General features: G+C 47.7%; 16 protein-coding genes and 1 pseudogene. 4 read left to right on the forward strand and 13 right to left on the reverse strand.

The window, feature by feature from the left end; all coding sequences use genetic code 11:
* Positions 1–38 precede the first annotated feature (38 nt).
* The 11 genes from Q4488_RS17955 to Q4488_RS18005 all read right to left on the reverse strand — a co-directional run bounded on the left by Q4488_RS17955 (position 39) and on the right by Q4488_RS18005 (position 13898).
* A complete protein-coding gene (locus Q4488_RS17955) occupies positions 39–635 on the reverse strand; it encodes an IS110 family transposase (RefSeq protein WP_303581860.1) in 597 nt (198 codons plus the stop codon).
* A gap of 141 nt (positions 636–776) precedes the next feature.
* Positions 777–2435, reverse strand: a complete 1659-nt coding sequence (locus Q4488_RS17960) for an electron transfer flavoprotein-ubiquinone oxidoreductase (protein ID WP_303581861.1) — start codon at positions 2433–2435, stop codon at positions 777–779.
* A 143-nt stretch (positions 2436–2578) separates the two neighbouring features.
* Positions 2579–3508, reverse strand: a complete 930-nt coding sequence (locus Q4488_RS17965; RefSeq protein ID WP_303581862.1) for an electron transfer flavoprotein subunit alpha/FixB family protein — start codon at positions 3506–3508, stop codon at positions 2579–2581.
* 12 nt (positions 3509–3520) lie between these two features.
* A complete protein-coding gene (locus tag Q4488_RS17970; protein WP_303581863.1) occupies positions 3521–4270 on the reverse strand; it encodes an electron transfer flavoprotein subunit beta/FixA family protein in 750 nt (249 codons plus the stop codon).
* 114 nt (positions 4271–4384) lie between these two features.
* On the reverse strand, positions 4385–6526 hold the full coding sequence (gene fadB / locus Q4488_RS17975) for a fatty acid oxidation complex subunit alpha FadB (RefSeq protein WP_303581864.1): 2142 nt from the start codon (positions 6524–6526) through the stop codon (positions 4385–4387).
* 135 nt (positions 6527–6661) lie between these two features.
* Positions 6662–7843: a beta-ketothiolase BktB gene (gene bktB, locus Q4488_RS17980; RefSeq protein WP_368411595.1), complete on the reverse strand. Its 1182-nt coding sequence runs from the start codon at positions 7841–7843 to the stop codon at positions 6662–6664.
* A 25-nt stretch (positions 7844–7868) separates the two neighbouring features.
* On the reverse strand, positions 7869–8843 hold the full coding sequence (locus Q4488_RS17985) for a nitronate monooxygenase family protein (RefSeq protein ID WP_303581865.1): 975 nt from the start codon (positions 8841–8843) through the stop codon (positions 7869–7871).
* Positions 8844–8926: 83 nt separating this feature from the next.
* Positions 8927–9718 (reverse strand): enoyl-CoA hydratase/isomerase family protein, encoded by a 792-nt coding sequence (locus Q4488_RS17990; RefSeq protein ID WP_303581866.1) that lies wholly within the window; start codon positions 9716–9718, stop codon positions 8927–8929.
* Between the two features lie 57 nt (positions 9719–9775).
* Positions 9776–10936, reverse strand: a complete 1161-nt coding sequence (locus tag Q4488_RS17995; RefSeq protein WP_303581867.1) for an acyl-CoA dehydrogenase family protein — start codon at positions 10934–10936, stop codon at positions 9776–9778.
* Between the two features lie 56 nt (positions 10937–10992).
* Positions 10993–11775 carry an enoyl-CoA hydratase-related protein gene (locus tag Q4488_RS18000; RefSeq protein ID WP_303581868.1) on the reverse strand — a complete coding sequence of 261 codons (783 nt, stop codon included), beginning with the start codon at positions 11773–11775 and terminating at the stop codon, positions 10993–10995.
* Positions 11776–11852: 77 nt separating this feature from the next.
* On the reverse strand, positions 11853–13898 hold the full coding sequence (locus tag Q4488_RS18005; protein ID WP_303581869.1) for an acetate--CoA ligase family protein: 2046 nt from the start codon (positions 13896–13898) through the stop codon (positions 11853–11855).
* A gap of 935 nt (positions 13899–14833) precedes the next feature.
* On the opposite strand from Q4488_RS18005, the gene Q4488_RS18010 reads away from it, so the two are divergent.
* Positions 14834–15616 (forward strand): enoyl-CoA hydratase-related protein, encoded by a 783-nt coding sequence (locus Q4488_RS18010; protein ID WP_303581870.1) that lies wholly within the window; start codon positions 14834–14836, stop codon positions 15614–15616.
* A gap of 67 nt (positions 15617–15683) precedes the next feature.
* Positions 15684–17318: a BCCT family transporter gene (locus tag Q4488_RS18015; protein WP_303581871.1), complete on the forward strand. Its 1635-nt coding sequence runs from the start codon at positions 15684–15686 to the stop codon at positions 17316–17318.
* Positions 17319–17734: 416 nt separating this feature from the next.
* Here the strand turns inward: Q4488_RS18015 and Q4488_RS18020 are convergent, their stop codons facing one another.
* Entirely contained in the window at positions 17735–18736 is a 1002-nt protein-coding gene (locus Q4488_RS18020) for a GlxA family transcriptional regulator (RefSeq protein WP_303581872.1), read from the reverse strand.
* Positions 18737–19293: 557 nt separating this feature from the next.
* Here Q4488_RS18020 and Q4488_RS18025 point away from each other — a divergent pair.
* Together Q4488_RS18025 and Q4488_RS18030 are read left to right on the forward strand one after the other, a co-directional pair.
* Entirely contained in the window at positions 19294–20472 is a 1179-nt protein-coding gene (locus tag Q4488_RS18025; RefSeq protein ID WP_303581873.1) for an MFS transporter, read from the forward strand.
* Between the two features lie 303 nt (positions 20473–20775).
* Positions 20776–21126, forward strand: a complete 351-nt coding sequence (locus Q4488_RS18030; protein WP_303581874.1) for a hypothetical protein — start codon at positions 20776–20778, stop codon at positions 21124–21126.
* 5 nt (positions 21127–21131) lie between these two features.
* Here the strand turns inward: Q4488_RS18030 and Q4488_RS18035 are convergent.
* Positions 21132–22060, reverse strand: a pseudogene (locus tag Q4488_RS18035) (IS5 family transposase); the annotation flags it as partial.

Here is a 22060-nt window from a genome sequence, read left to right on the forward strand (position 1 = left end):
AGCTGACAACGACTACTCTCCTTAACCTGTTTAACGGTTTATGCGTCCTGAGCGGCGATTTTTTCATTTAAATAACCGTAGTGATCATGCATCACCTGAAGCTCACCAATAATGGCTGGGCATAGTGCTACTTTTTGCATACTTAACCATGAAAACAGTCTTTTCATGGCCGAGTGCCCACGCGGGAAAGATAATCCAAACTCTAATAATAACGCACCTATACGCGACATACAGGCGGTACGATCGGCGACAAAGCCTTCACGCACTCGGTGTACGATGAGCTGACTTTGTGACTCAATCGACTTAACGGCGACAAAGCGCATGTCAGGGCGAGGGGCCGCTTCAGTAATCGCCAATGCATCGATAAAGTCATTTTTGTTGCCTTTAACGAAAGGCTTAACGTATTGAGGTGGGATTAATCGAACGTCATGACCATAATCCAAGCAGAAGCGACCTAACCAATGAGCACCGCCGCAGGCCTCAAATGCAATGAGACATGGTGGGAGTTGAGCGATAAACGTAATGAGTTTTTGACGCGAGAGTTTCTTTTTGCAAACTTGCTGATCTTGGGCGTCACGACCCATTAAATGAAAAGAAGACTTGTCTAAATCGATTCCAAGGACTTTGATATACATGAGATGGTTCTCCTTGTTGGTTTCGTCACCTTTCCAGCATAGCTGGTTAAAAGCGAGGGGAACCATCTCATTAAGGTGCCCGAAGGCACTTAAGGAAGCATGCGGTCTGGGACCTCAAGAGGTTAAACTAATTAATAATTATCACATATTCGGATAGTTCGGACCGCCTCCGCCTTCCGGCGTCACCCAAGTGATGTTCTGGGTCGGATCTTTAATATCGCAGGTCTTACAGTGTAGGCAGTTCTGCGAGTTGATCTGGAACTGCTTACTACCCTTCTCACCCTCGATCACCTCATAAACCCCAGCTGGACAGTAGCGTTGCGCCGGTTCGTCGAACATTATCAGATTCTTTCCCAATGGAATCGAATAGTCACTCAACTGCAGGTGACAAGGCTGGCTTTCCTCATGATTAGTATTGGACAGGAATACAGAGGATGGCTTATCGAAGCTCAGCACACCATCCGGTTTTTGGTAGTCAATCGGCGAGTATGCATTAGCCGATTTCAGCTGGTTATAATCTGGATAGTTGTCATGGATGGTAAATGGTAGGCTGACAATATTCTGATCGATATAATTCAGCGCGCTACCAATAACAGTACCGTATTTATGAAGTGCAGGACCGAAGTTACGGCTCGTATACAGCTCTTCATATACCCAGGAGTCTTTGAAGTTATCGCCGTAGGCGGTCAGATTCTGGCCGCCTTCATTGCTAATCTTTAGAACCTCAAACAATGTCTCAGCGGCGACCATACCGGACTTCATCGCGGTATGAGTGCCCTTGATCTTGGAGAAGTTCAGAGTGCCAGCATCGCAACCCAGTAACAACGCGCCGGGCATGCTCATCTTCGGTAGGGCATTATAACCGCCTTTGGTAATAGCACGGGCACCATAGGAAACTCGTTTACCGCCTGTCAGCGTGTCAGCAATCAGCGGATGATGTTTCATACGTTGGAACTCGTCGAACGGGCTCAAGTGCGGGTTATCATAGTTCAAGTCAGTAATCAGACCAACTACCACCTGGTTATCCTCTGCATGGTAGAGAAAGAAACCACCGCTGGCGCCACCTTCAGATTCTTTGAATGAGAGAGGCCAACCGGTACCATGCAGAACCAAGCCCGGCTCATGTTTAGCTGGGTCTATATCCCATAGCTCTTTGATACCGATGCCGTAATGCTGGGCATCTTTACCAGCATTCAGCTGATATTTGGCGATCAGTTCCTTACCCAGGTGACCGCGACAACCTTCAGTAAAGACCGTGTACTTAGCCAGTAGGTCCATACCCGGCATATAAGTGTCTTTCTGATTGCCCTCTTCGTCAAGGCCCATATCGCCGGTGCCGATGCCGGCTACCTGGCCATCATCGCCGTAGATGATGTACGAGGCGGGAAAGCCCGGGAATACTTCTACACCCAGCTGTTCCGCCTGTTCCGCCAGCCAGCGGCAAAGGTTACCCACGCTGGCAATGTAGTTGCCGTGGTTGTGCATGGTTTTCGGCACCAGAAAATTGGGAATCTTGCTGCTTTTCTGATCATCTTTGAGCAGATAGATCCGATCTTCAGTGACCTCGGTTTTGAGCGGTGCACCCATTTCTTTCCAGTCAGGGAAAAGTTCGTTCAGGGCCCGGGGTTCAACCACCGCACCGGACAGAATATGCGCGCCCACTTCAGAACCCTTTTCTACCACGCAGACGCTTAGTTCCTGGCCTGCGTCGTTGGCCTGTTGCATCAGGCGGCAGGCAGTTGAAAGCCCAGCGGGACCGGCGCCAACAATGACAACGTCAAATTCCATAGATTCGCGCATATGTATAACCTTAAATTTCCAGTAATAATTAGTGACCATCCAGAAACAGATACCGGCAACGGCTCCGTTTCTGGACGAACACTAGATAATCCGGACCAGAACGGCCCGAATCATTAACAATCAGTCGCTAGGCAGACAAAAGGTCAAAGTTTGGCTTCCAGCTCCGGCACAGCTTCAAACAGATCTGCAACGAGACCATAATCAGCCACCTGGAAGATAGGCGCTTCCTCATCCTTATTGATCGCCACGATCACTTTTGAATCTTTCATCCCGGCCAGGTGCTGGATCGCACCGGAAATCCCCACCGCGATATACAGCTCAGGTGCTACGATCTTACCGGTCTGCCCCACCTGCATATCATTAGGTACAAAGCCGGCATCAACCGCTGCACGGGAAGCACCCACCGCGGCGCCCAGCTTATCTGCGACCTTCTCCAGCAAACTGAAGTTTTCACCGTTACCCATACCACGCCCACCTGAAATAACAACTTTCGCTGCAGTCAGCTCAGGGCGGTCAGACACCGCAACCTCTTCACCAACAAAGCTGGAAAGCTCGTCATTGCAGACTGTAGCGATTGCCACTATTTCAGCTGCACCACCTTCCGCAACAGCTGCATCAAATGCCGCTCCACGAACGGTCAGAACCTTTATCGGATCCTGAGACTGCACTGTCGCAATTGCATTACCAGCATAGATCGGCCGCTGAAATGTATCTTCAGATTCAACCGATGTGATATCCGAGATCTGTGCTACATCCAAAAGTGCCGCCACCCGTGGCAGCACATTCTTACCATTAGAGGTTGCAGGAGCAATCACATGGCTGTAGTTCCGGCTCAGCTCAACAACCAGTTCGCACAGGTTTTCTGCCAATTGATGCTCATAAGCGCTATGATCCGCAAGCAATACCTTACTAACCCCCATAACTTTGGACGCTTGTTCAGCAACTGCCTGACATTCTGCACCCGCCACCAGCAGATCAAGATCTGCATCAATCTGGCAAGCTGCTGCCACCGCATTCAGAGTTGCACCTTTAAGGGTGCTGTTATCGTGTTCCGCAATAATCAGAATAGCCATTCGATCACCCCCTTAAATAACTTTTGCATCGTACTTCAGTTTTTCAACCAGCTCATCAACGCTGCTGACCGTAATCCCACCCTGACGCTCTGCTGGCGGGGTCACTTTCACTAATTTAGTATGCGTTTTGGTCTCAACTCCCAAGTCTGCTGGCGTTTTAACTTCCAACGGTTTTCGCTTGGCTTTCATAATATTAGGCAGTGAAGCATAGCGTGGCTCATTCAAACGCAGGTCTGTAGTAACAATCGCAGGCAATTTCAGTGCGACAGTCTGCAGCCCTCCGTCCACTTCACGGGTCACATTAACAGTGCCATCCGTCAGCTTCAGTTCAGAAGCAAAAGTACCCTGCGGCAAATTCAGCAGCGCAGCCAACATCTGTCCGGTCTGATTATTGTCGCTATCAATAGCCTGCTTACCCGTGATGATCAGATCAGGTTGTTCATGCTCGACCACTTTGGCTAGCAGTTTTGCAACATTAAGAGATTCCGGCGAAGCCTCGGTCTCAATATGAATACCTCGGTCCGCCCCCAGCGCAAGCGCTGTTCGAACCTGTTCCTGACAAGCCTTCCGTCCTACAGACACTACGACAACTTCTGCTGCAGAACCGGCCTCTTTCAGACGTACCGCTTCTTCCACCGCTATTTCACAAAACGGATTCAGAGCCATCTTCACATTGCCCAGATCCACATCGGAATGATCTGATTTAACCCGCACTTTGACGTTGTAGTCGATCACTCGTTTAACTGTAACTAATACCTTCATAAAACCCCCTCTGCAGAGTTCAATCTATTCAACCCGACGCCGGGCTGAACTTTTTTATTTTTGTTTGCATATCCTTGCTGGGTACTTCAACTCAAGGACATGCTGATAACTGTGTTAGGAATAGAACATCCGCGCGTTAGCCATCCTTTCACGCAGTCCCTCTGTCACCTCATAGAGCGCGCCGTACTGGCTGTACCTATCGGCCCGGGAACAAAATTCCCCCAACCCAACTGACTGAATATAGCGTAAAGCGCCCCCTCTAAAGCGGGGAAAGCCCAGTCCCATAATCAACCCCATATCTACCTCTGCGGCAGTATCTACGATGCCATCCTCAAGACAGCGAACCGCCTCAAGGCAGAGCGGAATCATCATCCGATCTATAATATCCTGATCGCTGACCTGAACATTATCCTGTCGATGAATAACTGTTAGATCTTTAGCCAGTGCGGTCGGCTCACGATATCGGCGACCACTGTCACTCACACCATAGGCATAAAAACCCCGATCACTTTTCTGACCTAGACAACCTTCAGCAAGCAACTCCTCCATAATCACCGTGCCGGCATGTTTCATCCGCTGAGGAAAGCCTGCCTGAAGCACCTGATCGGCATGAACCATTGTATCTATGCCCACCACATCGGCCAGATACGCAGGTCCCATCGGCCAGCCAAACTGTTCCATCACTTGGTCGATACGCTGGAAATCCACACCGTCCAGCAGTAACCGATTAAATCCATTAAAGTAAGGGAAAAGAATGCGGTTCACCAAAAATCCGGGGCAGTCATTTACTACTATCGGGGTCTTGCCCATCGACATCGCATAAGCAACCGTACGGGAAATAGCTTTATCTGAAGTTTTGCTACCACGAATCACCTCGACCAGCGGCATCAGATGAACCGGATTGAAGAAATGCATTCCACACAACATTTCCGGTCGTTTCACGTTTTGTGCCAGCAGATCGATGGATATCGTAGAAGTATTGGAAGCCACTACAGCAGATTCAGCAACGCTGCTCTCAACTTCACTCAGTACTGCAGCTTTTATATCCGGGTTCTCGACTACCGCTTCAACTACCAGATCAACTGCAGCAAAATCACTGTAATTCAGAGTGGGATGAATCGCATCCATTACCCGCTCTTTTCCGGTAATGTCCAAACGCCCCTTTTCAATACGTTTATCCAACAGTTTTTCTGCAGTTTTAGTACCAAGCTCAAGCGCTTCGTCACGAATATCTTTCATCAGAATCGGAGTACCGGTAGAAGCTGACTGGAACGCCACGCCTCCTCCCATAATTCCAGCGCCTAAGACAGCAGCCTGCTTCACCGGCTCGGCTTTTTCACACCAGTCCCTAGCCTTTTTCTTCAGCAACTGATCATTAAAGAACAGACCAATCAGGCTTTTCGCTGTCTCACTTTGAGCCAGACCGACAAAACACTCAGCCTCAACATCCAGCGCCTGCTGAAATGGCAGACCCGCATGCTGTATCACCATATTCAGAATGGCTCCCGCAGCCGGATAATCAGGATCCAGCCTGCGGTTTTGATTTTCAATAATAGCCGTAAGCCCAGAGTTCGGGGTTAAACAATTATTTTCAGGCTCCTGCTTGCGCATACTCTTTTTGGTGTAACACAATTCACCGGAGATCGCCTGACCGAGCAGCTCCAGCGCCGCCTGCCGTAATTCGCCAGCCGGTACGACACGGTCCACCGCCCCGGCCTGAAACGCAGCAGCAGCTTTCTGCGGTTTACCTTGCAACATCCACGGCAATGCGGCCTCAACCCCGATCAGTCGACTCAGGCGAACGGTTCCACCCCACCCAGGACATATTCCTAGGTTAACTTCCGGCAAGCCGACACGGGCATCTTCAGCCAAAACTCGAAAATCTGTAGCTAGGGCCAGTTCAAATCCACCGCCTAACGCCATACCGTTAATAGCTGAAACCGTAGGGTACTGTAAGTTCTCAAGTGTACTAAACAGCTCATGGGTTGCCATTAACCATTGTTTAAGCTCTACAGGGCTGCGAGTAAAACACTCGCTAAACTCGGCTATATCAGCTCCGACGATGAAAGTCGGTTTCATACTGGTTATTAAACAGCCACTGATATCTGGCGAATCAGAAAGTTTTTTCAGAGCCTGTTTTAATTCACTCAGAGTCTCTGTATTAAATGTATTTACACTGGCATTGCGGGCATCAAAGCTCAGCTCGACAATGCCGGACTCCAGCCGTTGGATTGTTATTTTATTGCCTGCGAACATTGTTCGTGCCCTCTTAGTGCTGAGATCAGAAACACGGCATCCCCGGGCTTGAGATTTAAATCACTAAGCCCGACATGCATAGTATTAAAAAAAGTTTAAGGTGTATTAAAGCTGGTGGTTAAACCACAAGCGATATCATTGCCGCTCGATGATAAGGGCAATGCCCTGACCGCCACCGATACACATAGTGATAAGGCCATAGCGACCATTGGTACGTTGCAACTCATAGAGTGCTTTAACCACCAGAATCGCACCAGTGGCGCCAATTGGATGGCCCAGCGCAATTGCACCACCATTTGGATTCACTTTCTCAGCAGGGAAATCCAGCTGCGACGCAACTGCACATGCCTGGGCAGCAAAAGCTTCGTTGGACTCAATCAAATCTATATCAGTAAGACTTAAACCGGCCCGATCCAGTACCTGATGCACAGCATCTACCGGCCCCATGCCCATCACTTCCGGAGCAACTCCGGAATGGCCGTACGCTACAATTCTAGCCAGAGGTTTCACCCCAAGGTTATTCACCGCTGCTTCTGTTACCAGTGTGACTGCTGCGGCACCATCATTCAGGCTGGAGGCATTGCCTGGTGTAACTGTTCCATCACGTTCAAACGCCGGGCGAAGGCTGGAAAAGTCTTCACTTGCCGGGTTCGAACGCACATGTTCATCCTGACGAAATAGCTTGCCGGGACGCCGCGGGTTTACTTCCAGTGGCAGAATCTGTGAATCAAAATGACCAGAGCTGATTGCTGTGGCAGCCCTTTGGTGGCTTAACAATGCATATTCATCCTGCTGATCCCGGCTAATACCGTATTCACGAGCAACATTTTCTGCAGTTATTCCCATATGGCCATTACCGAACGGATCAGTTAGTACACCGGTCATCATATCGATTGCCTGAGCATCGCCCATACGTTTACCAAAGCGTAGATTCGGTAGCAGGTAACCAGCATTTGTCATGCTTTCTGCCCCCCCGGCAACTGCAGTCGCAGCATCACCCAGCTGTAACATCTGGGTGGCTGTAATAATGGCTTGCAAACCGCTACCACACAGTCGGTTTAGAGTCAGCGCACGGGAGTGAACCGGCATGCCCGCTTCAATTGCTGCTACGCGGGATATGTACATATCCCTTGCTTCGGTATGAAGCACATTACCAAATACCGCCTGCTCAAACTCTCCGGCAGCAATACCTGAACGCTCAATAGCTTCCCGGGTCACGGCAGTTGCCAGCTGTGTTGGTGCATACTTACTCAGACCAGAGCCATAATCAGCAATTGCTGTGCGGGTTCCGGATACGATATAAACCTGATTCAACATAATTATTCTCCTGGTTATCCGGTTATTATTTAGTAAATGCAGCCAGACGCCCGGTAATAATTTCCTGCGCATCATCAACAATGCGAGTTACCAATTGCGCTACAGTAGGTACGTCATAGATAAGGCCAGCAGAGATACCTGCCCACCAGATGCCTTGTTCCATTTCGCCGGTTTCCAGCACCACTGCGCCGCGCTTACCTGCTACTAGCTCAGCAACATCTGAGAACTCGGTGCCTTCTCGGCTTTCAATTTCAGCAACTTCTACGGAAACACTGTTCTTAAATACCCGAGCAGTATTGCGAAACTTACGGAAGATAAGCTGCGTATCCAGTTCAGATGCTTCTACCAATTTCTGCTTAAGATTGTTGTGTACCGGACTCTCCTGAGTACCGACAAAACGGGTCCCCATACTGATGGCATCAGCTCCCAGCGCCAGCGCTGCTGCCAAGCTACGACCATCACTGAAACCGCCACAGGCAATCACTGGAATATCCAGCTCATCTACTGATCTGGGCACCAGTACCAGGGATGGGATATCATCTTCACCCGGGTGACCGGCGGCTTCAAAACCATCAATGGTGACTGCTGCACAGCCAACGGCCTGAGCTTTTTTGGCATGGCGCACAGAGGTGCATTTATGAATCACTTTAATGCCCGCCTCGTTGAACAACTGCATAAAAGGTTCCGGACTGCGACCGGCTGTTTCTACCACTTTAACGCCAGACTCAGCGATCACCCGTGCATACTCTTCATAAGGTGGTGGAGTTAGGGTCGGAAGGATTGTCAGGTTGACACCAAAAGGCTTATCGGTCATTGACTGGGTACGTTTTATCTCCGCCGCCAATGCTTCCGGGGTCGGCTGAGTTAACGCACTCAGAAAACCCAAAGCGCCGGCATTCGCCACAGCCGATACCAGCTCTGCAGTGGATACACGCTGCATTCCACCCTGAATAACCGGGTGCTCGATGTTGAATAGTTCAGTTACCCGTGTTTTTAACATGCTCGACTCCTCATTGATGTAAACCAATACAACAATTCTTATTTTGTATATTTTTCTTAGTTCAGCTCCGGGCTCTAACCGGATTAGCTGAACTGCGGCTTGCGCTGATTAGTGAAAGCATTAACGCCTTCTTCGAAATCAGCTGTCGCAGCACAAACGGCAAAAGATTCCAACTCGTGCTGCAATCGAGTTTTCAGTTCAGCTAGCTGTTTCTGTTTCAGTAACTGCAGGGTATTACTTACTGCAGTCCCTGGATTTTCAGCAATCTTATGTGCGTAGTTCTGCACTGTGTTGTCCAGCTCTTCAGCTGCAATTACTGTGCTGGCCAGCCCCCAGGACTCAGCCTGATGAGCATCAAAGCTACTGTTACTGAGCAACAGTTGTGTTGCCCGGCCACGGCCGATCTTCCCTGGCAAAGTCAGCGACAAGCCACCATCCGGGGTCGCCCCCAGGCCGATATAGGCTGGTACAAAGCGGCTGTTATCCGTCACCACCAGCAGGTCAGCAAGGCAGCAAAGACTGAGGCCGAAGCCTGCAGCGGCCCCCTGCACGACGACCATCAGTGGTACTGGCAAGCCCGCCAACAGCTCAACCACTTCATGGGCCAGTCCGATATAGCCGCGCACCGCATCGGCACGCTCAGCCACAGGTAAAGTGACTATGCGGGAAAAGAAACCAATATCGCCACCGGCACAAAATGCCTTTCCCTCTCCCCTGAGTACCACCAGCTTTATGTCCTGGTTTTGGTGCAGGCTCAGCAGAGCCTGCTTCAGTTCAAGAAATGCCGCTTCGGACAGAGAGTTAAGTTCCTTCGGCCGATTTATGGTGAGCGTAGCGACCTGCTTATCGCACTCGAACCTGATTAACTCTTGCATCTGCGTATTCCTTAAAACCAGCGCCCCGCAAGGCGCCCAGCCAAACCAGAAACTGTTTTATGCCTCGTGGGCACGCAACAGTTCACGGGAGATAATGTGTCGCTGAATCTCGGAAGTACCTTCCCAGATACGCTCGATTCGGGCGTTACGCCACAACCGCTCCAGTGGTAATTCATCCATCAGCCCCATCCCACCAAAGATCTGAACCGCTTCATCGGTGACCTGGGCCAGAGTTTCACTGGCAAACAGCTTAGCCATACCGGCATCGCCATCGGTCATAGTGCCAAGATCCATTTTCTGGGCAGAAAATAGGGTCAGCAGGTCTGCCGCCCGGATCTTCGTCGCCATATCCGCCAGCTTGAAAGAAACGCCCTGGTTTTTACCGATCGCCTTGCCAAACTGCTTACGCTCAGCAGCCCATTCGATCGACAGATCCATCGCCCGTTGTGACTGACCAACACAGTTCGCGGCAACCATCACCCGGCCAGCCGTCAGCCAGTCGTTAGCCACTGTCCAGCCTTTGCCGATCTCACCCAGCACCTTACTGGCCGGAACGCGGCAGTCATCGAAGAACAGTTCATATTGGTGATAACCGCGGTTACTGACACATACCGGTCCTTTACGGATATCCAGCCCCGGAGTGTCGGTATCAACCAGGAAAGCTGTCACTTCATTACGCTGACGTCCATTCACTTCGCTGACACCAGTCACGGCGAATACGATGGCAAAGTCCGCATCGCCGGCATGGCTGATGAAATGCTTACTACCCTTCAGGACATAGTCATCACCATCCTTGACTGCACGGGTTTTGATACCTGCCGCATCAGAACCGGCATCCGGCTCAGTCAGGGCAAAACAATCACTTTTCTCACCGCGCACGCAAGGCAGCAGGTATTCTTCAATCTGATCGCCCTTACAGGCCATCAGGATCTTACTTGGACGGGCAACATAAACGTGCAGCGCCCAACTGACCTTGGACAGCTCACGTTCAATCAGGGCCTGGGATACGTAATCAAGCCCCGGACCACCTACTTCTTCAGGCATATTGAAGGCGTAAAAACCAGCCTCCAGTGCCTTATTTCGAATCTGTTCTGCCAGCTCTGCTGGCACCTCACCCTTGATATCTACTTCTGCTTCATAGGGCAGCAGCTCTTTTTCGACAAAGGCATTGACAGAATCAATCAGCATCTGGTGCTCTTCAGTCAGTTGAAAATCCATCGGTGATAACCTCTAACTCATCTGTTGTTATTAATGTTTAGTTGAGAATTCCAATCTCATTGCCCTTTCCAGGCTGGATCCCTACGATCCTGAAATGCTTTTGCACCTTCAGTCGCATCATCACTGGCCAGCATTTTGCTGAACTCCGGCCAGACACCTTCACGAAGATCCCGATAACACTCATTGAATGAGAGCTGTTCGGTTTCACGAATCACTTCTTTAATAGCAGCCACCGATAACGGCGCCGACTTCATGATCTGTTGCGCCAGTTTCCGGGCCTCATCCATCAACTCAGCCTGCGGTACTACACTGTTCACCAGACCAAGTTCAGCAACATCGTCAGCGGTTAAGCGCTTGCCAGCGAGAAGAATTTCCATCGCCTTCACCCGAGACATCATTTTTGGTAACAGAAAGCTCGCGATATCTGGAGCCACACCCAGTTGCGCTTCCGGCAACCAGAACTGGGCATTATCAGCAGCAACAATAAAGTCAGAGCGCAGCAGCATTTCAAATCCGGCACCCAGGGCATAACCGTTAACGGCACAGATCACCGGTTTCAGCAGGCTGTCCATCTCTGGAAAACCGCCAAAGCCACCTTCACCGAAGTCACCGGTGTATTCTTCACCATCGGCAACCGCATTCAGGTCCCAGCCGCCGCAGAAAAACTTTTCACCGGCTCCGGTCAGAATTGCCACCCGCAGCTCCGGATCATCCCGAAACTCTGCAAACACCTGGCCCATTTCGCGACTCAGCTTAGCGTCAATGGCGTTTCCTTTTGGACGATCCAACACAATTTCAAGGATCTGTCCGTTACGGGTTACATGTAAGAATTCGTTCATCTGTGTCTCCTGCTCAGACATCATTTTAATGATGCGAAGCTGTTTATTCGTTATTATTGGATTCTGCTGACAGCCATTTATTCTGCTATCCGCAACAGGGCATCAGCCGCTACTGCACCTTTACCTTTGGCCCGTAACAGCAGTGGATTAACATCCAGCTCCGCAATCTGATCAAAGTTTTCCTGCACGAACCGGGCAATCGATACGACCGCATCCACTGCCGCGTCAATGTCGGCTTCAGCTTTGCCACGGAAACCCTTAAACAGCGCAGCACTTCTCAGTTGCATCAGCGCAGCCCTGATCTCCTCGCTAGCTACCGGTAGCAACAGAGACTTGCTGTCACGCATAATTTCCACCAGTACGCCACCGGCACCAACCACCAGGTAAGGACCAAACTGCTCATCGCGTACCACACCGACTATCACTTCTGCGACCACATCATCGACCATCTTCTCGATCAGGAAACGATCGGCCAGATGTGCCATCTGCTGCACCGCCTCACTCACCTGGTCAGCATTTGTCAGGTTCAGTTTCACTGCCCCAACATCCGTTTTATGCGCCACCCCCAGGGCCTTAACCACCAACGGGTAACCCAGCTCTGCAGCAGCATCCGCGGCCTGCCCGGTAGCAGTGACAATCCGGCTATCAGGCACACTCAGCCCATAACTGGCCAGGCGGCGCTTGGATTCCGCCTCATCCAACACTTTCAGCTCTTCGGTATTGAAATCAGGTTTGGCTTTTAGCAGCGGCAAGGCCTTTGGTTGACTCCAGGCTCGGCCAATATCGGCAGCAGCTTCAATACCCTGCAAGCTGGCATCAAGGCCAGCCAAAGGCACAACGCCCTTAGCCATCAACAACTTGGCGGTTTGTTCCGGCATATCTTCCGGCAGCATCGACAACACCGCGCCACGGGCACCGGTTTCGGCAACTGCATCAATAAGCGCATTCTGTGCAGGCATCCAGGCAGCGGCATCGCAACGATCGCCACGAGGATAATCAAACAGGCACAGTGAGATATCGAAATCACTGCCGATAAACGCAGCAAATGTGGCCTTCAGGCGCTCTTGGTCAGCCCAGTCAAATAGCTGATAATCAAAAGGATTGGATACAGTCACCAGTTCATGAACGGTTGCTTCCACCTGTTTATGATGAGGCTCCGACAAGGTTGCCAGCTCCAGCCGAGAATCTTCCAGCCCGTCAGCTACTAGCGCACCATCACCACCGGAAGGACTCATAGCGGCCAGCTTGTAACCGGCCAGCGGACCATAAAGATGCAATACCTTTAATGATTCGATCATAGCTTCCATTGAATAGACCCGACCTACACCTGCTCGGAAAAACAGAGCGTTGATCAGCTCATCGGAACCAGCCAATGAGGCGGTATGGGAAAGCGCCATTTTCTGCGCAGCATCGGATCGGCCTGACTTGATCGCGACTACAGGCTTACCCAGTTCACGGGCAAAATCGACCGCACTTTCAAAAGCAACTGGGTCGCTAATTCCCTCGATGTAAAGCCCGATCGCTGTCACGCTATCCTGCTGCGCAAATTCACGGATCGCATCCTGTAGATCAAACTTCAGCTTATTGCCCAATGACACAACATAAGCCAGCGGCAAGCCACGTTGCTGCATAGTGAAGTTAACCGCAACATTGGATGACTGAGTAATGATCGCCACCCCAGATTCTACCGCCTCGCCACCATGCTGATCAGGCCACAGAGCCGCCTGATCCAGATAGTTAAGCATGCCGTAGCAGTTAGGCCCCAGCAGTGGCATATTACCGGATGCTTCTCTCAGGCGCTGCTCGAGCTGCTGTCCCTCTTCGCCGGATTCAGAGAACCCAGTGGCATAACAGATCGCACCACCAGCACCTAGCTCTGCAAGCTCCGCAATGATCGATACTGTCAGGTTGCGGTTTACTGCGACATAGGCAGCATCAGGAGCAGCAGGAAGATCCTGTACTGAACGATAGACAGGCAACCCCTCCACCTGATCCTTTTTCGGATGTACCGGCCAGATATCACCTTTAAAGCCTGCCTTAATGCACTGGCGAACCACCTCTTCGGCCTCACGACCTCCGATTACAGCAATGCTTCGGGGCCTTAGAAAACTAGAAAATGACATACTAATTAGCTCCTGATACGAAAACTTTATTTGTAATTATTCTCACGAAAGCTCTGATGTAGAAACACTAATAAATGCTTTAAGAACACTTAAGTAAACGGCATTAATCCCGCTTCAACTTATCCTTAAACGCCATTAAAAATCCCAGCAAACTGAACAGAAATAGACTGCGACTATCTCGACAAGACCAGCCAAACTCAACTTTCGCAGCTGGAACTACTTTTTATAAATAGTGAAACAACACAGAATATCTAAGTAAGAGAAAAATCATTGTAAATAAGGAAACAGAATAGAATGTCACACTAAAAGACATTAATGTTTTCATATTCGACAAAAATACATCAAAAAAGCAGATAATTGAAGTTGAATACAACAACAAATGGCAACGAAGGAACCTGCGATTAAGTTACAAAATGCGGTCTAACTTCATTGTTTTATCTTAATCCCGAACAAGACGCTGCTAATTCCTCTGATTTCTAGGTCTGAATGCTGGTTTCTTAGCATTCAGACGGACTAACCCTATGCTCTTAACATCTGATCGACTCGTGCAATGTTAGCAAGAGCGAACATGTCTAATTTATTATCGTTTTTCATCAAGTCACTAGTCTCAAGAGGGAGAGACTGGTCAACCAATTCAGCTCACTTCAATCTCAAACCTATTTCAGGCCTCCCCCGATTCGTCTTGACTTTTCTTATTGCGTCACTGAGTGACGGTCTTACTAGTCCTTATTAGATGCGTATTTAGTCTGAAATATTCTTTCTTTGTCGATAAATCATACAATTATGTCGCTTTTTTATGCGCTTGCGTCTCTTTAATAAATCATTATTGATTGATAAAGACTTGACTGTAGTCATAAAGCAGCTTGTCGCTCGTGTAGTGCAGGTTTGATAAAGCATAATTTTTTAGGTTCTGGGTGTATCGCTTTGGAGCATTTATGAATAAGAATTTAAAGATTACACGTAATGGACAAATCCTAGAGATTGTTTTGGACCGTCCTAAAGCAAATACAATTGATGCCAAGTTAAGTGCAGATATGGGAAAGGTGTTTGCTGAATTCAGAGATGACCCAAGCCTGAGAGTGGCTATTCTTACAGGTACCGGGGATAAGTTTTTTTCTGCAGGTTGGGACCTGAATGCAGTAGCAGGTGGTGAGGAGTTCATCGGTGATTTTGGTGAGGGGGGCTTTTGTGGATTTACTGAAATGAAAGATCTTCATAAACCTGTGATTTGCGCTGTAAATGGCCTGGCTGTCGGTGCTGGATTTGAAATGTTATTGCGTGCTGATTTTATACTGGCGGCAGATCATGCGGAATTTATGCTACCTGAAGTTCGCATTGGTATTGCACCTGATATAGCAACATTTATGTTACCTAAGCTATTACCTCATCAAAAAGCTATGGAAATATTGATGATGGGGCGACGTCATAGTGCTCAGGAGCTAGCTTCATTCGGTCTTATTAATGATGTAGTTCCCGCGGCTCAGCTTATGGAAACGGCCCGTAGTTTTGCTCAAGAATTAGTGTCCTCTGCGCCTCTATCACTTGAGGCTGTAAAAGAAGCGGTTCATCTAACAGAGCGCTTAACATTTAAAGAGTCCTATGACGAACTTAGAAAAGAGTCGTGGCCCCATTTTATGAAAATGCTTAACAGTAGTGATGCCGTTGAAGGTGCTAACGCTTTCTTGGAAAAAAGAGACCCTGAATGGAGGGGCTACTAAATAATTCAATACAAACTAATAGTAAAAAGCTTTTCCAGTTAATTAAATAAAAATAAGCGGAAACATTATGAATGAAATAAAAAAAAATGGAGAGGTGCTAAATAAAGAAGCACCTATAGATAAAAAAATATTCTGGCCTGCTAGTTTAGTTGTAACAGCGGTGATTATGTTTATGATCACTTTTGAGGAAAGCTCACAGGGTGTAATTAAAAATATTTTTAACTTTGTAACCAATCAATTTGGTTTTGTCTATATTTGGGCTGGTGTGATCTTCTTTGCCTCTGTAATCTGGATATCGCTCGGTAAATTCGGAAGTGTAAGGCTCGGTGGTGCTGAAGCTAGCCCCGAATTTAGTCGAATTAGCTGGATTGCCATGTTCTTCTGTTCTGGTATTGGTACATCGTTAATTTACTGGTCATCAATTGAATGGACCTATTATTATACATCACCTCCTTTTGGTTTAGAGGCCAAGAGTCAGGCTGCAGCTCAATATGCAGCCATGTACGGGATGTTTCATTGGGGGCCTCTAGCCTGGGCTTTTTATAGCCTCACAGCCTTCCCTATTGGTTACGCATATTACAATCGGAAAAAAGGTGGATTAAGGCTAAGTACTGCATGCGCCGGTGTCATTGGTGAAAAGAACTCCAAGGGTACTATCGGTAAAATTATAGATATCTTGCTGGTTTTTGGTTTAGTCGGAGGTACTGGTACAACACTAGCCTCGGGTACTCCCATGCTTGCCGAAGCTCTGAGTCAGTTAATTGGCGTAGCTCATACACCCGTAATTGATATCACAGTAGTGGTAGTTTGGACCTGTATCTTTGTAACTTCTGTTACTCTGGGCTTGAAGAAAGGCATTAAAGTACTTAGTGATATTAATCTTATTACGCTGATAATCCTCTGCTCTATTGTTTTTATAGGCGGCCCAACTTATTTTATGTTGAATCTATTTACGGATAGCGTTGGTCTTATGTTGTCTGAGTTTACCCGTATGACCTTTTATACAGACGCTATTGGTCAGAGTATGTTCCCTCAATGGTGGACAATATTCTATTGGGCCTGGTGGGTTGCTTATGGGCCTTATATGGGAATCTTTATTGCCCGAATTTCTAAAGGACGTACTTTTCGTGATATTGGATTAACTGTTACAATTGCAGGTAGTGCTGGTTGTATGTTGTTCTTTATGTTGTTTGGTAATAATACAATGTATGCAGAGTTAAATGGTCTGTACCCTGTAATAGATACAATCAAAGATGAAAGTGCATCAGTTGCTATTTTAGGGGTTCTGATGCAATTACCACTGGAGTGGTTAATTCTTCCTCTATTTATTCTGGTTGGCTTTGTGTACTCTGGTACTACAGTTGATTCTTCAGCGTATGTACTAGCCTCGATTACATCAAAGGAGCTTAAAGAAGGCCAGGAGCCATCTCGATCAAATCGTCTATTCTGGGCTATAGCACTTGGTGGTACTGGACTGATACTTATGAACGCTGGTGGTTTGGCTCCGATAAAAACGGCGAGTTTAATAGTGGGTGTCCCATTAGTATTTATTATGGGGGTTTCTTTCTTATCGCTATTAAAGTGGCTGAAGGAAGATTATCCTGAGTATCAAGTTGATGATCTAAAAGTTAAAGCTACGGAAGATGATGAGAGTGCATTGATTGCAATAGAAGAACCGGGGATGACTTTTAAAGAATCATAATGACATATCTATAATGTATTATTTATAAAAAACGACGATGCTTCTATCGTCGTTTTTTAGATTTCCTAGTCTTTGCTACGAGATAATGTTTATCTATAGATGACTTTTTATTTGTCAATCAAACCTATTTAAAAATTTTGTAATTAATGCCTGCTAATTGAACGGTAGCACATACCAAAGCTATTCGGCCTCATAAACGCCACAATTTTCTCGTTTTTTTATCATGTACACGTCCTTTCAGGCATACAGACTGATTTTATCTCGATTCCATACGCCCTAGAAATTTCTCTTTTCGGATTTGGCTGCGCTTAAAACAGTATTCACTGTAGGCGAAGGTGAGCTGGTGATCTATCGAACACTCCTTAAATCATGAGGGTTAGGATTATCTTATGCAGGGGGGCTTAATCATAAAAGCCTTAGCCGTATCTCTCATCGGAAGGGCGCTTGTTAAATACGACCTTATACGTCCTTATAAAAGAGGCTCGCGATGTGTAGCCAGCCCGTATAGCAATCTCTGTAATGCTTAAACCTGTTTCTGTTAGCAGCCTCTGGGCAAACATAACCCTCAGTCTTGAGTAGTAATGTGTAGCTGTGGTACCGAGGTTTTCTTTGAAGTCGCGCTCTAGTTGACGTTGTGAAATTCCTGTCAGGCTAGATATCTCCTTTATCGGCAGTGGACTCTCAATATTCCGTTCCATTAATTTTATAGCTCTGGCTAGGCGTGGTATTTTACTTTCAATCATGGCCGGAATACGTTCCCTTTGAGGAGTACTTCCGGAACGTTCAGTGTCAAAAATTAACAGCTCCGAAACAGCAATAGCAGTCTCCTGGCCAAAGTCCCTCCTGATGATTGCCAACATCAGATCAAGTGCGGTGGTTGCTCCGCCAGAGGTAATTCGGTTGCGGTCGATAACGTAACGACTATTACTGACTATAATTTCATGGAACTTCTCGATGAAGGTATCAATTTCCGCCCAATGAATGGTTGCTTGATAACCGTTTAATAATCCGGCTTTGGCCAAAGGATAACTGCCTGCATCAAGCCCGCCAAGCACCGGTATCCTGCTCCTCAGTGCGCGCAGTTTACGTATTACATCCTGGGAACTGTGGCGTTGATAGTTATAGCTTGCCAACACAATCAATGCATCAGGTTGTTCTGTAAGAAGCATTTCATCAACACTGAAGTCTACTCGCATATCGAAGCTGCTGGAGCTTGTTACCGATGAGCCATCCATCGAGATCAGCGACCATCGGTAGCCCTGCCCATTAATAAAACTGTTTGCTGCCCGCAAAGGCTCTATTGAATTGAATAAACAGAGGTTACTAAATTCAGGCAGTAACAAGAAACAATAGTGTTTCACAATTTTGGTACCTTTTCTGGCATTAGACATAACGATGAGTAATAGTGACGTGCTCATCCTAAGGGCCGATCAATCCTTGAGCGATGCTTTTTTATCTGGTTCAAAAGCCTATCGAATTGAATATATTCGAAAATTATAAACCATGTCGAAAATTGTAACAAATATGTCGATTAATATGATATTTGTTCACTGCTGCTTACTTATGATAGAGGACAGCTGCAGTGAAAAGTTTAGACGCTACTTTTTCTCTTGCTTCGTGGCATTGTGATGATTGTAAACTGTGGGCCAAGCTATTCGGCATCTAACAGTCAGAGCCATGCTTTTTATTGTAACGCTGAACCCTTCACAGGTGCCTTTCGGAACCTGTGCTTTTTATACTACTAACTCAATGTTGTAGCCATATGAGGCAGCAGTGTTTTTACAGCTTTAAAGCAAGTTTGGCTTCTCGAGCTTTAATCCAGTATTTAACGAGGGGTACAAAGTCGCGTATATCATTCTTTGGCAAAATTTGAATTTCTGTCATGGCCTTATGCGTGCGGTAGCTTGGGGAAATGGAACTTAGAAGGTTCTTGATTTTTTTTTGTGGCGCTGTACTTGATCGTATGAGGTTTATTATGATGGTTTTTTTGCCTGTGTTAGCGCTACTGATTGCGACGATGTTGTTGTCGCTCGCCATCGGCCTGTTTAACACGGTAGTCTCCTTGCGAGTCGCCGAAGAGGGGTACCTGTCCTCCATGGTGGGGATCGTCATGTCCTGTTACTTTACTGGGCAGTGGCTTGGCTGCTTGATTATGCCTCGACTTATAACCAGTGTCGGCCAGATCCGGGTTTATGCCGCCTTAGCATCCCTGTTATCGGTCTGTGCAGTGACGTTCGGAATGGTTTTTGATCTAACCCTATGGGCTGTGCTAAGGATCGTGTGCGGCGCCTGTGCCGTGGGGCTTTTCATGGTTTCTGAGTCCTGGCTTAACGGTGCGTCCTCGAACCAGCAACGGGGTATGATGCTAGGTTTGTATATGACTATCCTTTATTGCTCTCAGGCTGGAGGTCAATTGCTGTTGAATCTGGCTCCGGCTGATGATTTCAAAATCTATTCCATTATGTGCGTTCTTTTTTCTCTAGCCTTGATTCCGGTGGTGCTTTCACGTCGTTCAAAACCACTGTCAGGTTGTCCGGGGCGTTTTAGTATTATCAGGTTGATTTGTGTCTGCCCGACGGGGGCGATGGGTTGTGTGACTAGCGGTCTGATTAGCGGTGCGTTTTATGGGCTAGGTCCGGTCTACGGAGCTCAGAGCGGGTTGTCGACGTCAGATATCTCGTTCTTTATGGGGCTCTGGGTTATCGGAGCGTTGTTGGTTCAGGTTGTCATTGGTCGAGTGTCGGATCGCTTGGGCCGGCGAGGGGTAAGCATTGTGCTTCTGTTGGGGACCTCTCTAATCAGTGGTTTGTTTCTCACAGATTTGGTGGAAGAGCGGCTGACGCTTTTCATACTGGTGACAATCTATGGTGGCTTGAGTCTTTCCATCTATACTCTTTCCAATGCACATGCAAATGACCATGTATCTCAACAGGATCGAGTTCCGGTGGCAGCTAACCTTCTGTTGCTCTATTCGTTCGGGGCGGTACTGGGTCCTTTGATCAGTTCCCAAGTGATGGATGCAATGGGGCATGACGGCCTGTTCGGGTTTAGTGTCGTAGTGTCGTTGGTAATGGCGATATTTATCATCATGAGTGCCCGTTTCGAAGGGCTCTACGAGCCGCATTCGGAGTCATCCGTTGCTATGAAGGAGTAATCGTGGATCTAACTTTACTGCAATATTTGCGATTTTGTTATGTGCTGTCGATTTGTCCAGGAATCTATAAGTCGGGGCGTCATCGAAAGATGAGTTTTTCTTGGTTAAACGGTTGATGATGAAATGAAGCAAGTGATTCTTGCTGATAGCTATCCAATCTTTGCCTCAGCCCTGCAACGAGCAATATGTTCCTGCAATTCCCGAGTCGAGATCAGTAAGGTCGAAAACTTTGACGCACTTTTCCAGCAGATTGAAACTACCTATCAGTGATTTCAACCTCCATTAGTTTTTTGGGATATCAGATTGCCTGGTAGTAGTGGTCGTGCCGGGTTGGCCGAGTTAGCTGCAGCGTTTACGGATCTACCGATCGTTGTTATTCATGATGTCATTTATCACGAGGCTACCCAGGGAATTCTTGGAAAAGATTTAACCGAGGTGATTACCCGTCATGTTTGTGAAAAAAAGCTACAACAGATCGTCAGCTGCCTACTGCAAGGTCGGCGCTGGTTTCCAGCGCAGATGATAGGGAAGATGCGATTAAGAAGTCGCAAAACACTCAACCTCTCTCTTTCGAATAAAAAAGCACAGGATGCTACTTTTTTGATGCTTTTCACTACTAAACAAGCTTATTTAGCCTTGTTTAGTGGATTTTAAACGGATTAACCCCTTGCCCCCCATATCATCTGGTCAACCCTAAACACATTGGCTAAGGCAAACAGCATCGCCAACTTGTTATCGTTTTTAGCCAGTCCTCGATAGATGGCTTTCCTAAAACCAAACTGACGTTTTATGATCCGAAACGGGTGCTCTACTTTTGCTCGGATACTGGCTTTGAGGTATTCCGTTCGGATGGGTTGCTTGTTTATTCTCGGGTGTTTCTTGAGAAGACGTACTTTACTTGGCCCTTTCTTTTTATAAATAGCGCAATCAGCCAATCCGCCTCGATGTCTTTTAGTTCCTCTCATTTTTGTGCGCCTCGATAACCTGAATCCGCCGAGATAAAGGTCTCCTCGCCATGAAGCAGATGTTCTGTTTCTGTGATGTCGTGTACGTTGGCGGCTGTCGTGCTTAAACTGTGAGTTAGCCCTGTTCTGGCGTCGACGCCAATATGGGCTTTTAACCCGAAAAGCCACTGCTTTCCTTTCTGAGTCTGGTGCATTTCGGGGTCCCGTGCTTTCGCCTTATTCTTCGTTGAGCTAGCCGCTTCAATAATAGTGGCATCAACGATCGTCCCTTCTTTTAAATAAATTCCTGCACTGGATAACCATTTATTGACCTCCTTAAACAGCTGACGGGACAGCTTATGCTTTTCCAATAAATGCCTAAAATTCATAATTGTAGTATGGTCAGGAATTGCACTGTCCAAGGACAACCCGGCAAACAAACGCATTGAAAAGATTTCATAAAGTGCATATTCCATGGCAGGGTCGCTCATATTGTACCAATGCTGCATGCAGTGAATACGAAACATCGTCGACAGCGGATACGGTCTTCTTTCTTTCCCTGCTTTTGGATAGAAGGGTTCAATAACGGCTTCAAGTTGACCCCAAGGCATCAATCCATCCATTCGAGTCAAGAAAATCTCTTT

Source organism: Amphritea sp. 1_MG-2023 (assembly GCF_030547545.1).
Classification (GTDB): domain Bacteria; phylum Pseudomonadota; class Gammaproteobacteria; order Pseudomonadales; family Balneatricaceae; genus Amphritea.